This is a genomic window from Brevundimonas sp. 357 (genome assembly GCF_003938605.1).
Taxonomy (GTDB): Bacteria; Pseudomonadota; Alphaproteobacteria; order Caulobacterales; family Caulobacteraceae; genus Brevundimonas.
The window spans coordinates 36,249-48,882 of sequence record NZ_RHWX01000012.1; the positions used below are offsets into that span (position 1 = coordinate 36,249).

Genomic DNA, 12,634 nt, shown 5'->3' on the forward strand with positions numbered 1-12,634 from the left:
TACAGGCGTCAGGCGTCGTGACCGGCGGCGCGCAGGCGCGCCTGAACCACGCTCCACCAGCCCGCGAGCGTGGTGTGCTCGGCCAGTTCGCTGAACTCCAGCGGCACCGCCTCGCTCCACGCCAGCGACAGGTTGAGGGCGCGCAAGGAGTCGACGCCCAGGTCCATCAGATTGTCGTCGTCCAGGATGGAGTCCGGCGTTTCGTGCAGCACGGCGGCGACATCGGCGCGCATGCGCTCCAGCGTCAGATCCTGCGGGGTCAGCTTGGTCATGTCAGTCGTTCCAGAACGCGCGCCGTCGAAAGGGCCACGGCGCAGGTGTCGGCGGCCCAGGCCACCGCGCCCATATGCTTGTCGCGCGAGAAGTCGCCAAGCGCATCGGCGACGAAGAAGGGTTCGATATCGCGCTGAAACGCCTCGGCCGCCGTCAGCTGGCAGCCGATGTGGGCGTAGACGCCGCAGACGATCAGCTGATCCCGCCCCCGCACGCGCATCAGCGTCTCCAGGTTGCTGCGCTGGAAGGCGCTGTAGCGGTGCTTGACCAGAGGGAAGTCGCCCGGCGCCGGGGTCAGTTCGGGCAGGATGTCTTCATGCTCGGGCGCGCGGCTCATGCCCGGTCCCCACAGGTCGGCCTGCAGGCCCCGGTCGCGGCAATCCTGATCGCCGTGCTGGGCGGTGTAGAAGACCGGAACGCCCGCCGCCCGCGCCGCCGCGATCAGGCGGGCGATGTTGGCGACCAGTTCCGGCAGCGGCTCGGCGCCCGGCGCATAGGGACGCATGAAATAGCGCTGCATGTCATGGACCAGCAGGGCGGCGCGATCACGCTCCAGCGTCCACTGGGCGCGCGAGGCGGGGATCTCCGCCTCGGTCGGCAAGGCGTAGGCCGGGACGGTCGGCAGGCCTTTGGAGACGCTCACGCCTTGCCCTCTTCTTCCATAATGCGCTGGCGAAGCGCGGCGCGCAGTTCGCGGCGGCTGACCTTACCCACGGCGGTCACGGCGAAGTCGTCGACGAAGACGATCTGGTCCGGCACCTTGAAGTCGGCGATGTCGCGCTTGCGCATCCAGGCCTTCAGCTCGACGCCGCGCGGCGCGGCGCCGTTGGGGATGATGAAGGCGCAGATGCGCTCGCCCAGATAGTCGTCGGGCACCGACACCACGGCGGCGTCGAACACGGCCGGGTGGGCCAGCAGATGATCCTCGACCTCCTCGGCCGAGATCTTCTCGCCCGCGCGGTTGATGTGGTCGGTGGCCCGGCCCATGACCACGAGGTAGCCCTCGGGCGTGCGGCGCACCACGTCGCCGGTGCGATAGAAGCCGTCGTCGGTGAAGGACCGCGCATTGGCCGCCGGTTCGTTGTGATAGGCTCGGATCGTATAGGGGCCGCGCGTCAGCAGATTGCCCGGCTCGCCCTCGGCCACGGGCGCGCCCGCGTCGTCGATGATCAGGATTTCGTCATCGGGGCTGATCGGTCGCCCCTGCGTCTCGACGATCAGGCTCTCGGGGTCGTCCAGCCGGGTGTAGTTGACCAGCCCCTCGGCCATGCCGAACACCTGCTGCAGGGTGCAGCCCAGTTCGGCGCGCACGCGCCGCGCGGCCTCGGGCAGGAACTTGGCGCCGCCGACCAGCAGCACCTGAAGACTGGACAGGTCGTGGGTCTTCTTGGCCGCCGCCTGCATCCACAAAAGGGCCAGAGGCGGCACCAGTCCGGTGATCGTCACCCCCTCGCGTTCGATCAGGGGGAAGCAGACGTCCGGCGACGGCGACGGCGCCATCACCACCGTCGCCCCGACATAGAGGGCGCCCAGGTAGCCCGGCGAACTCATCGGGAAGTTATGCGCGGCCGGCAGGGCCGTCAGATAGACGCTCTCCGGCTCCAGCCCCGAGATGTCGGCGCTTTCGCGTACGCTGTAGAGGTAGTCGTCGTGGGTGCGAGGGATCAGCTTGGACAGGCCGGTCGAGCCGCCCGAAATCTGCAGGAAGGCCACGTCGGACGGATCGGCGTCGTCCGTCGGCAGGGAGGCCGGATCGGCGCGGAAACCGTCGAAGGATGCGAACTCCTCGGCCTCGCCGACCACGACCACATGGCGCAGCTCCGGAACCTCCGCCTGAACGGCGCGGGCCAGGGCGCGATAGTCGAAGCCTTCATGCCGGTCGGCCACGACATAGGCGGCGGCTTCCGAACGTTTCAGGAAGTGAACGATCTCGGTCGAGCGGTGCGCGGGCAGCGCATAGACGGGGATCAGCCTGGCCCGGAACAGGCCGAAGATCACGCTGAGGAACTCGGGCAGGTTCGGCAGCTGCACCACCACCCGGTCGCCCGGTTTCAGCCCTAGCGCCAGAAAACCGGCGGCGGCCGTCTCGGCCTTTTGCAGCAGTTCGCCATAGGTCCAGCGCTGGTCCATGCCGACCACGGCGACGGCGCCGCCTTGCGCCTCCGCCCGGCTGCGCAGCAGTTGGGAGAAGGTTTCGCCGCGCCAATAGCCCTTGGCCCGATAATGCGCCGCCATGTCGTCCGGCCAGACCTGTTGCAGGGGAATCATACGCTCGCCTCATCCACGCCCAGGGCGCGCAGGACGGCCTGGAACTTACCCGACGTCTCGTCCGCCTCGGCGGCGGGATCGGAGCCTTCGACAATGCCCGCCCCGGCATAGAGACGCGCCTGATCGCCGCACGTTTCGGCGCAGCGCAGCGAGACGTACCACGCGCCGTCGCCAAAGGCGTTGGTCCAGCCCACGGCCCCGGCATAGAAGCCCCGGTCATAGCCTTCAAGCGCGTGGATCATCTCGGCCGCCCGGTCGCGCGGCGAGCCGCAGACGGCTGGCGTCGGATGCAGCAGGGCGGCCAGTTCGGCGGCGGAGGTTTCATCGGGGCGGTGCAGCCGCCCCTCGATGCGGGTGCCCAGGTGCCACATGGTCCGGGTCGAGACGAGCGCCGGGCCGGGCGGCGCGCGCAGATCGCTGCAATAGGGCGCCAGCAGGTCCATGATGGCCTCGACCACCAGGGCGTGTTCGCGGCGGTCCTTGTCGGAGGCCAGCAGGCCTTGCGCCGCCGCCTCGTCCTGCACCACGTCGGTGCTCCGGCGGGCCGATCCGGCCAGAGGATGAGAGAAGACGGCCGGGCCGCGCTTGGACGCCAGCAGTTCCGGCGTGGCGCCGACCAGACGGCGCATGGCCCCGCCCTGCCCTTCACCCAGCGGCGTCAGAAAACGCGCGGCGGTCGGATCGGCCTTCAAGTCGCGCCACAGGGCGAAGGGGTCGATCGCGCCATCGCCCTGAACCTTCAGGCTGCGCGACAGCACCACCTTGTCGACCGGCTCGGCGCCGCCTTGCGAAGCGCGCATGGCCGCAAGCGCCTGCGTCACCGCCGCCTCATAGACCGCGCGCGACGGCTCGGGCGTCAGGGCGCGGATCGAAGGGCGCGACGCCGTCGAAGGCATGTCCCAGATGCGGTTGGCGGCGCGCTCGGGCAGGAACAGGCAGTCGTCGGCGCAGCGGTCGAACGGCAGGGCGCCGACCAGCAGGCGCGGCGACGGCTCATCGGTTTCCGGGGCGACCGGCAGATCGGCGAAGAAACGGCGCACCCGCGCGCCCAGCGTCGCCGCCGGTCCCGGCGTCAGGCGCTGCTTCAAGCCCGTGGTGAAGAGCCGCAGCTCCGGCGTCGTCAGTCCAAAAGCCCAGTCCATGTCGTCCTTGGGCGCCACCGCGTCATGGCGTTCGGATGCGCCGCCGCCGATCTGAACCGACAGATCGGGCGCGCCCCAGAATTCCGCTACTCTCGACTCCATGCTGGTCCCTGCCGCACTCAAGCTGTTGCATATCATTCGCAACAACCGGCCTATAGCGGAGCAACCTTCGCGTTGTCTTGCGGCGAGATTAATTCCAAGCCGGTCTGGTCGTTTCGCCGCAGAGGTTTAGAAGGGCGCTCATGCGAATGCTTGTCATTGACGATGATGCCCGAACCCGCGCCTTCGTGGCCGAAGGCCTGCGCCAGCAAGGGCATACGGTCGATGAGGCGAACGACGGCGAGACGGGTCTGCACATGGCGATGGAGGGCGAGTATGACGCCATCGTCGCCGACCGCATGATGCCCGGCCTGCCCGGTCTGGAAGCGGTGCAGGCCATGCGCGCGGGCGGGCTGAAGACGCCGGTGCTGATGCTGACGGCGCTGGGCTCGGTCGACGACCGGGTGGCGGGGCTGAACGCGGGCGCCGACGACTATCTGGTCAAGCCCTTCGCCTTCAGCGAACTGAGCGCGCGCCTTCAGGCGCTGGTCCGACGCCCGCCGCTGGCCGAGGCCACGACGCGGCATCGGGTGGCCGACCTGGAGGTCGACGTGGCCGCCCACCGGGCGACCCGCGCGGGCCGGACGCTGGACCTGACCCCGCATGAGTTCAAACTGCTGGAGCGGCTGGCCCGCAACGCCGGTCACGCCGTGACGCGCACCATGCTGCTGGAAAGCCTGTGGGGCTTCCACTTCGACCCGCGCGCCAATCTGATCGACGCCCACATCAGCCGCCTGCGGGCCAAGGTGGATCGCGGCTTCGATCAGGAGCTGATCCACACCATCCGGGGGGTGGGCTATGTCCTCAAGGCCCCGGACTGAGCCGAAACATCCGTCCGTCTGGTCCACGGCCAGCCTGCGCTACGCCGCCGCCTTCTCGGCCCTGTTCGGACTGGGCGCGGCGGTGATGATCGCGGGCGTGGACTACGGCCTGATGCGCTTCGCCGAGGCCGAGGTCCGCGACGGGCTGAACCACCAGATGGACGTCATGCGCGCCGACGCTGACCGGCACGGCACGGCCCAGCTAGTGCAGGAGCTGAACGCCGAAGCCCGCAACCGCGACGCCCGCCGCTATCTGTTGCTGGTCGAAGCGCCGGACGGCAGCACCTTCTCCAACGGCCTGACGCGGCTGGCGGTCAATGAGACGGGCTTCCGTCGCAACCTGCCCAACAAGGCGCGCCCCGCCCGCTGGCCCGACCAGACGCCGAACATGCTGGTGCTCAGCGCCCAGGCGTCCGACGGCGGCCTGCTGGCGGTCGGGCGCGACATCCAGCATCTGGACGAACTGCGCGGCGGCATCCGCCGCTATGCCCTGATGAGCGGGATCGCCCTGATCCTGCTGGCCCTGGCCGGGGGCTGGTTCGCCGGCCGGCTGTTCCTGCGGCGGCTCGAGGGGGTCAATCAGGCGGTCGGCCGCATCATCGCCGGTCAGGATTCGACCCGCCTGCCCGCCGTCGGCCTGGGACGGGAGTTCAATGAGCTGTCGGCCAATCTGAACCGGATGCTGGACCGGCAGGAGGCGGCGCTGACGACGCTGAAGACCCTGTCCGAGGGCGTGGCCCACGAACTGCGCGCGCCGCTGAACCGGGTCCGCAATCGGCTGGAGGATCTGGCCGCCAATCTGGACGACGCCCAGGCGCGCGAGGCCGCCGTCGAGCGCGCGCTGGAGGAGACGGACCAGGTCAGCGCCCTGTTCGAGGCCTTGCTGACCCTGGCGCGGATCGAGAGCGGCGACGCCGCCTTGCAGACCGAACGGCTGAATCTCGTCGCCCTCGCCGCCACGGTGGCAGACATCTACAGCCCCTTCGTCGAAGAGGCGGGCGGGCGCCTGACCGTCGCCCTCGCCCCCACGGGAACGGTCGAGGCCGACCCCGTCCTGATCCAGCAGGCCCTGGCCAACCTGATCGAGAACGCCGTCTTCCACGGCGGCGGCCAGGTCGAGGTTTCGACGTCCCGCGAGAACGACCGGGCGGTCATCCGCGTCGCCGACCACGGCCCCGGCGTGCCGGAAGCCGAGCGCGACAAGATCCTGCGCCGCTTCTACCGCCTTGGTCAGGGCGGGAGCGGCCATACCTCCGGCGCGGGCCTGGGCCTGGCCATGGTGGCCGCCGTGGCGCGGGCGCACGGCGGCGAACTGCGGCTGGACGACAACCGGCCCGGACTAGCCGTGGAACTGGCGCTGCCGACCGTCTCCTGAACCGTCTGCGCCGTCAGTCCCCACCGGTGCGGGGCCTGGCTCGAATTCAGCGAAGAGAGCGTCGATCAACCACTGGGTTCCGGCGTCCCCATCCGAGCGTTCGTGCCAGACCAGGTGATAGTCGAAGGGCCGCATCTCCTGCGGCGCCGGGAAGGCGCGAAGGCCGTGCGTCGCCGCGAAAGGCTCGGCAGCGCGGCGCGGCAGCAGGGCCACCGCCTCGCTGGTCTGCAACAGATAGGGAACCAGGACGAAGCTCTCGGCCCGCACCAGGACGCGGCGCTCGGCCATGTCCGGCAGATCGTCCGCCACCCAGTCGCCGAAACCGTCCCCCGCCGATGGAACGACATGGGGCCACCGCAGCAGTTCGGCGTGCGTCGGCGTCGCCTGATGCACCGGGTGATCCGGCCGCGCCAGGCCCAGATGAGTCTCGCGGTACAGCCAGCGCGACTTCAGCCCCGCGCCCTCGGGATTCCAGCCCGTCAGCACCAGATCCAGCCGCCCGTCCTCCAGCCGTCGCAGGCTAGCGTCCGACAGAGGCTCGACTTCCAACTCCACCCCCGACGCCTCATGCTCGATGCGGGCCAGGGCCGGCGTCAGAACGCTGAGCAGGCCGAAGTCGGTGGAGGCCAGGCGGAACACCCGCTTCATCCGCCCGACGTCCAGGCCGGGGTCGCGCAGCAGGCCCTCGCCCGCGTCCAGCCAGGCGCGCAAGGGGCCGGACAGGGCCTCGGCGCGCGGCGTCGGCATCATACCGCGCGGGCCGCGCACCAGCAGGGGGTCGTCGAACTGATCGCGCAGCCGGGCCAGGATTCGGCTCATCGCCGGCTGGCCTATGCCCAGGCGTTCGGCCGCGCGCGAGACGCTGCGCTGCTCGATCAGCACCTGAAGGTGCTGAAGCAGGGTGAAATCGACGCGGTGGGGAAGTCGCCCCGACATAAGGCCTCGCTGCGTGACGCCCGACGCGCCGCCTCCGGCTGTATTAAGAACGCCTCTTAATTGCAACACGTTCGCAAGGCCGTTTCGTCATACGCGCACGACGTCTCAGCGCCCGCGCCTTCATGCGCCCCAGCGAATGGCGCCCATGCCGAATCCGACATTGAGACAATATTGCGAATGATTATTAGGAGCGAGCCGCTCGCACGGTCGAGCTTTCCTCCCCTCCCTGGGCGCCTGTCGCCCGCCAACGCACGCCTTTGGGGGCGCAGATGCACCTATCGAAACGCCGCATCGGGCTGGGCCTGATGACCACCACCCTGCTCGCCACATCGCCGGTCCTGGCCGAAACGATTCCGTCCGACCTCTCGAGCGTCGATCCGCAAGCGACCTCCGTCAGCGACGTGGTCGTGACCGCCTCGGGCTCGGCCGTCGACGTGCGCGACGCCCCTGCCTCGATCAGCGTCATCACCCGCGACGAGATCGAGCGTCAGCCGGTCCAGAGCCTGGGCGAACTGCTGGGCCGCCTGCCCGGCGTGACCGGCGGCGTCAGCCCGACCGGCGCCATGTCCAAGATCACCATTCGCGGCCTGCCGGACAACTACACCCTGGTGCTGGTCGACGGGCGCCGCGTCGGCAACTCGCGCGACATCAGCTATCGCCCCGACCTGGGCCGACAGGATCTGAACTGGATCTCGCCCGACATGATCGAGCGCATCGAAGTGGTGCGCGGGCCGATGTCGTCGCTCTACGGCTCCGACGCCATGGGCGGCGTCATCAACATCATCACCCGCAAGATCGCCCCGACGTGGCGCGGCTCGGCCAACACCAGCTACACCTGGTCCGAGGATTCCGAGCGCGGCGACGCCTATCAGCTGGGCGTCAACGTCGCGGGTCCGCTCACGGAAAACCTGGGCCTGCGCCTGGGCGCGACCTACGCCCGCACCAATCCGGATGAAGTGAACATCTCCGGCGCCAACGGCACGGGCGGCGTCGTCAACAAGAGCCTGAACGGCGTGCTGAACTGGGCGCCGGTCGAGAATCACAACTTCTCGTTCGAAGCCAACTACGGGGTGGAGGAGCCCCTGGCGCCCAAGCTGCTGGTGCCGAACCGCAACGGCGTTCTGACGCCGCAGGGCGCCTTCGGCTCGGAAACCGAACGCACCAACTTCCGCGCCAGCCACGAGGGCGAATGGTCCTTCGGCAAGACGCGCCTGGACGTCTATCGCAACGCCTTCGAGAACAAGGCGATGGGGGAGTACGGCGGTTCCGGCGAGTTCGAGGAGTGGATCGTCGACGGCCTGTGGAACTTCGAGAAGAATTTCGTCTGGCTGCACAAGTTCGCCATCGGCGCCCAGTATCGCCAGGAAGAGCTGACCAACACCGACACCATCGGCACGGTGCCGATCGACTATGACGGCAACGTCATCACCGGGGCCACGCTGAAGGGCGACACGGCGGCCATCTTCGCCGAGGACCAGATCACCCTGCGCGAAAACCTGCTGCTGACGCTGGGCGGTCGCCTGGACAGCCACGACAAATACGGCGAGCACTTCAGCCCGCGCGCCTATCTGGTCTGGCATCCGGCCGAGGCCTGGACCCTGCGCGGCGGCGTCTCCAAGGGCTTCCGCGCCCCGTCCCTGAAGGAAAACAGCGCCGGCGCCGCGACCCAGTCCGGCGGCAACGGCTGCCGGGGCCTGATCGGCATGGCCGCCAAGGACAAGAACGGCAATCCGATCCTGGACGGAAACGGCAATCCGCTGGTCTACACCTCAGGCGGCTGCTGGATGGCGGGCAATCCGAACCTCAAGCCCGAGGAAAGCACCAGCTACGAGTTCGGCTTCGCCTATGACGGCGCCGCCTACAGCTTCGCCGCCACCTATTTCCACACCGACTTCGAAAACAAGATCCAGTACGCGCCGCTGGGCTATTTCGAAGGCCGCTGGTGGACCAAGAACGAGAACGTCCAGCGCGCCCGCACAAAGGGTCTGGAGCTCAGCGGTTCGGCGGCCCTGCCCTACGACCTGACCCTGCGCGGCAACGCCACCTGGATGATCGAGGCCAAGAACCTGGACACCGGCGCCAGCCTGATCACCACGCCGGAATGGTCGGGTTACGCCTCGCTGGATTGGCGGGCGACGGACCGCCTGGGGCTCATGCTGTCGGCCCAGTACACCGGCGAACAGCTGAGCGGCGGCTCGACCCTGACCAACGCCCGCACCGAGTTCGACCTGACCACCGCCTATGAGGCGTCCGACACGGTGACGCTGCGCGCCGGGGTCTCCAACCTCTTCAACGAGAAGGTCAGCGGCACCGCCGGCGACGGCTACTACTCGCCCGGCCGCCGCTTCTTCGTTGGCCTGACCACCCGCTTCTGATCCGGAGAAACTGCGATCATGACGACCCTACGTAAATCCCTTCGCGGCGCCGCCCTCGGCGCGCTCCTGGCGGCTTCGGCCGTCGCCGTTCCGACCCTGGCTTCGGCCCAGGCCCTGTTCTCGGCGCCCGAGCGCCTGGACGGCGGCCAGGTCGGCTTCTCGTCCGGCGAACGCGGCAAGCCCGTCCTGCCGGGCGGCCCGGTCGTGGCCAATGGCCGCGGCTTCCATCCGGGCCAGAGCATCGTCCTGATGTACGGCCAGACGCCGCTATCGACCGGCCCGATCACGGCCAACGCCGAGGGCGGCTTCGAAGCGCGCCTGACGCTGCCGGCGAACGCCCAGCCCGGCAACCACCCGATCGTGGCGGTGTCGCAGTCGCCCTACAACGCCGTCCTGGCCGATCTGAAGATCTCGCCGAACGTGCCGCTGTCGAATGAGGCGGCCTATCGGATCACCAGCATCCAGCCCACGCGCGGCCTGTACCAGACCGCCTATAGCGCCAAGCGCAACGCCGTCTTCGCCACCTCGGCGGTCGGCCGCCCGCCGGTACGTCAGTCGGAGCTGCTGCGCCTGAACGCCGACACCCTGGCGGTCGAAGCCCGCGTCACCCCGGCCGCCGCGCCGGGCCGCACCGGCCGCGACGGCCAGCCCCAGGACGGCGGCGTCTTCGCCGTCTACGGCGTCGGCGTCGATGACGCCAACGACACCGTCTGGGTCTCGAACAGCCGTCAGAACACGGTCGCCGTCTATCGCCAGTCGGACCTGTCGCTGGTGCGCCAGTTCGAGCCCGGCACGGTCAACCACGCCCGCGACGTCGTCATCGACGAAAAGCACGGCAAGGCCTACGCCAGCGCCACCTTCGAGCCCGAGGTCGTGGTGTTCGACACCGCCGCCCTGACGGTCGCCAAGCGCATCAAGATCGACTCGACCGTGCGCGGCGAGACCTTCTCGGCCGCCAGCGTCTCCTATGACCGCGAAGCGCGCCGCCTGTACGTCGCCTCCAACTCGACCAATGAGGTCGCGGTCATCGACGCCGCCGCCGACACCGTGCTGAACGTCTTCCGCGTGCCCGGCGCGCGCAGCGTGATCGGCGTCTCGCACGATCCGCAGACCGACCGCATCTTCGTCGCGGCCCAGGGCACCGACAACCTGGTGGTGCTGAACGGTTCGGACGGTTCGGTCGTGGCCGACACCCCGGTCGGCGCGGGCGCCCTGAACGTGGTGTTCGAGCCGAAGTCGCGCCGCGCCTTCGTCAGCACCTTCGGCGCGGGCACGGTGACGGTGACCGACGTCGACGGCCGCATCGTCGCCAACCTGCCCGCCCCGCCGGTGGCGAACCATGTCTCGACCGACGGACGCGGCAACGTCTATGTCGCGGTCAAGTCCGGCTGGACCACGGACGGAAACGACTCCGTGCTGCGCATCCGTCCCGCACGGTGATGCAGGCGCGCTGACCCGAAGTCGGCGTTGAAAGAAGGGCCCTTGCAATCGCTGCAAGGGCCCTTTCATCATCTGGAAGCGAGCGGCCTGTGAAGTCATCAGAATCGGGAAGCCATCCGCACCACTCAGCATCATCGCCTGGGGAGCGGGAAATCATGGACATCAACGCCGGAAGACGAGACGAACTGCTTGATGTCGCGACCGCAAGCATGCCCGCCGGGACAGGACGCGCACGCGCGTTGCTGCTGATCGATCTGAACGGCGACGAACCGCACGAACTGGGCGGCCATCTGGAACGCCGAGGCTTCCAGGTGATGGAGGTCGGCTCGACCGCCCGCCTGCATGATGATGAAGAACCGCTGGCCGAGATTTTCGAGGCGGTCGTGCTGACCGCACGCCTGCCCGACGCAGAGGCGCTGGCCGCCATTCGCCAGTTGAACCGCGCAGACGCGCCGCCCTTGCTGGTGGTCGCGCTCGAAGGCGAAACGATGGAGCGGGTATTGGTGCTTGAGATGGGGGCCGACGATCTGGTGGGGCGAGAGGCTGAACCGCGTGAAGTGCTGGCGCGGCTGCATCGCCTGATCCGCCGGCGGCCGGAACTGGATTCGGCGCCCCGCCCGACGGCGGCGCATGACTGGGCGCTCAAGCCCTCTCAGCGGGCGCTGATCACGCCTTCGGGCTGTGCGATCAAGCTGACGGGGCGCGACCAGGCGCTGCTGAACGCCTTCACAGACAACGCCGACGGCCTGCTGCTGGAGCGGGACTATCCGCGCGGCCATATCCGCACTGCGATCAGCCGCCTGAAGCGCAAGGTGATGGCCGACGCCGGCGTCGCCTTGCCGATCCAGAACGTCTGGGGTCAGGGCTATCGCTTCGACGCCAATCTGGTGCAGGCATGAGCGCCCTGCGCTCCGATGCGCGTTCAGATGGCGGCGACGACAACGAGAACTTCAAGATCGGCCTGAAGGTCGGCTCCAACTTCGCCGATGATCGCGGCAACTTCGTCGGCGCCCTGGGGTGGCGGCGGACGGGCTCGGTCTATGGCCGCGACCGCTGTGACCGCGAGATGCGCGTCGACGCCGCCGCGACCACGGCGCGCCAGCACAATGTGGGCGTCTTCTCGTCCTTCATCCCGCGCGGCACGGTCCTGGTCCCGCGCGTGAGCGCCGGCAACCTGACCCGCGTGGTCGACGACTCCGGCGCGGTCGTCCCCTACACCAACGCCGGGTTCGGCTATAACCGCTCGGGCGAGCGTCAGCTCTTCGTGCCGGAAGAGCAGATCCGCTTCAACGGCCAACTGACCTACGACATCAACGACAATCACCGCTTCTTCTCGGAGATGTCGATCTTCCACGGCCGCAACTCGAGCGAGATCGAGGGCAACCCGGTCGGCTCGGAGGCCATCTATCAGGACCAGTTCGGCATCGACCAACTGCCTGACTGCCACGACTTCGACGGCGACGGCGACGGCGACAACGAGTGCCGCTACGGCGTGCCGATCACCAGCGCCATCGTGCCGACGGCCCTGGCCAACGCCGTGCGCGCCCAGCATCCGGGTATCGCCGACGACGACCTGGTGGTCGGTTTCCGTCGCCGGATCAACGACGTGGGTAACCGCGGCAATGAATCGGAGCGGGCGATGGCCCGCCAGGTGCTCGGTTTCGAGGGCAAACTGACGCCCAATCTGAACTATGAGCTGAGCATGAACTACGGTCGTTCGGATTACGACCAACGTTCGAACGGCGACATCATGACCTCCCGCTTCCGCCAGCCTGGACGCCTATCAGGAGCAGTACATCGTCAACGGCTTCGTCAGCGGCAATGTCCCCAGCGTTCTGCCGGCCGGCGACATCGGCTTCGTCGTCGGCGCCGAATACCGCGAGGAATCGGCCCGCTCGCCCCCCG

General features: G+C 68.8%; 10 protein-coding genes. 5 read left to right on the forward strand and 5 right to left on the reverse strand.

Features of this window, described 5'->3' with window-relative positions; all coding sequences use genetic code 11:
- Positions 1-8 precede the first annotated feature (8 nt).
- Genes EGK63_RS11585 through EGK63_RS11600 form a run of 4 tightly spaced genes read right to left on the reverse strand, consistent with a single transcriptional unit; the run spans position 9 to position 3,785 of the window.
- Complete coding sequence (locus EGK63_RS11585; RefSeq protein WP_024353927.1) at positions 9-272, reverse strand: phosphopantetheine-binding protein; 264 nt, start codon at positions 270-272, stop codon at positions 9-11.
- The gene (locus tag EGK63_RS11590; protein ID WP_125901604.1) at positions 269-916 is read right to left on the reverse strand and encodes an isochorismatase family protein; all 648 of its coding nucleotides are present in this window, start codon (positions 914-916) and stop codon (positions 269-271) included. Before EGK63_RS11590 ends, EGK63_RS11585 begins: the two co-directional genes overlap by 4 nt.
- A complete protein-coding gene (locus tag EGK63_RS11595) occupies positions 913-2,541 on the reverse strand; it encodes a (2,3-dihydroxybenzoyl)adenylate synthase (RefSeq protein ID WP_125901605.1) in 1,629 nt (542 codons plus the stop codon). Before EGK63_RS11595 ends, EGK63_RS11590 begins: the two co-directional genes overlap by 4 nt.
- Positions 2,538-3,785 carry an isochorismate synthase MenF gene (locus tag EGK63_RS11600; RefSeq protein WP_243637669.1) on the reverse strand — a complete coding sequence of 416 codons (1,248 nt, stop codon included), beginning with the start codon at positions 3,783-3,785 and terminating at the stop codon, positions 2,538-2,540. Before EGK63_RS11600 ends, EGK63_RS11595 begins: the two co-directional genes overlap by 4 nt.
- Before the next feature lie 146 nt (positions 3,786-3,931).
- On the opposite strand from EGK63_RS11600, the gene EGK63_RS11605 reads away from it, so the two are divergent.
- Entirely contained in the window at positions 3,932-4,603 is a 672-nt protein-coding gene (locus EGK63_RS11605; RefSeq protein WP_125901693.1) for a response regulator transcription factor, read from the forward strand.
- Positions 4,581-5,978, forward strand: a complete 1,398-nt coding sequence (locus tag EGK63_RS11610; protein ID WP_125901607.1) for a HAMP domain-containing sensor histidine kinase — start codon at positions 4,581-4,583, stop codon at positions 5,976-5,978. Before EGK63_RS11605 ends, EGK63_RS11610 begins: the two co-directional genes overlap by 23 nt.
- Here the strand turns inward: EGK63_RS11610 and EGK63_RS11615 are convergent.
- Positions 5,943-6,914, reverse strand: a complete 972-nt coding sequence (locus tag EGK63_RS11615) for a LysR family transcriptional regulator (RefSeq protein WP_125901608.1) — start codon at positions 6,912-6,914, stop codon at positions 5,943-5,945. The two genes, EGK63_RS11610 and EGK63_RS11615, sit on opposite strands and share 36 nt — an antisense overlap.
- 269 nt (positions 6,915-7,183) lie before the next feature.
- Between EGK63_RS11615 and EGK63_RS11620 the strand changes: the two genes are divergently transcribed.
- The 3 genes from EGK63_RS11620 to EGK63_RS11630 all read left to right on the forward strand — a co-directional run bounded on the left by EGK63_RS11620 (position 7,184) and on the right by EGK63_RS11630 (position 11,628).
- Positions 7,184-9,289 (forward strand): TonB-dependent receptor domain-containing protein, encoded by a 2,106-nt coding sequence (locus EGK63_RS11620; RefSeq protein WP_125901609.1) that lies wholly within the window; start codon positions 7,184-7,186, stop codon positions 9,287-9,289.
- 18 nt (positions 9,290-9,307) lie between these two features.
- Positions 9,308-10,729: a hypothetical protein gene (locus EGK63_RS11625; protein ID WP_125901610.1), complete on the forward strand. Its 1,422-nt coding sequence runs from the start codon at positions 9,308-9,310 to the stop codon at positions 10,727-10,729.
- 155 nt (positions 10,730-10,884) lie between these two features.
- Positions 10,885-11,628 (forward strand): response regulator transcription factor, encoded by a 744-nt coding sequence (locus EGK63_RS11630; protein ID WP_125901611.1) that lies wholly within the window; start codon positions 10,885-10,887, stop codon positions 11,626-11,628.
- The last annotated feature ends 1,006 nt before the right edge of the window (positions 11,629-12,634 follow it).

Excerpts from the sequence above, each read along its gene's own strand:
- EGK63_RS11600 (WP_243637669.1), bottom strand. The coding sequence starts at position 3,785 with ATGGAGTCGAGAGTAGCGGAATTCTGGGGCGCGCCCGATCTGTCGGTT.
- EGK63_RS11620 (WP_125901609.1), top strand. The coding sequence starts at position 7,184 with ATGCACCTATCGAAACGCCGCATCGGGCTGGGCCTGATGACCACCACC.
- EGK63_RS11625 (WP_125901610.1), top strand. The coding sequence starts at position 9,308 with ATGACGACCCTACGTAAATCCCTTCGCGGCGCCGCCCTCGGCGCGCTC.
- EGK63_RS11585 (WP_024353927.1), bottom strand. The coding sequence starts at position 272 with ATGACCAAGCTGACCCCGCAGGATCTGACGCTGGAGCGCATGCGCGCC.
- EGK63_RS11615 (WP_125901608.1), bottom strand. The coding sequence starts at position 6,914 with ATGTCGGGGCGACTTCCCCACCGCGTCGATTTCACCCTGCTTCAGCAC.
- EGK63_RS11630 (WP_125901611.1), top strand. The coding sequence starts at position 10,885 with ATGGACATCAACGCCGGAAGACGAGACGAACTGCTTGATGTCGCGACC.
- EGK63_RS11605 (WP_125901693.1), top strand. The coding sequence starts at position 3,932 with ATGCTTGTCATTGACGATGATGCCCGAACCCGCGCCTTCGTGGCCGAA.
- EGK63_RS11610 (WP_125901607.1), top strand. The coding sequence starts at position 4,581 with ATGTCCTCAAGGCCCCGGACTGAGCCGAAACATCCGTCCGTCTGGTCC.
- EGK63_RS11595 (WP_125901605.1), bottom strand. The coding sequence starts at position 2,541 with ATGATTCCCCTGCAACAGGTCTGGCCGGACGACATGGCGGCGCATTAT.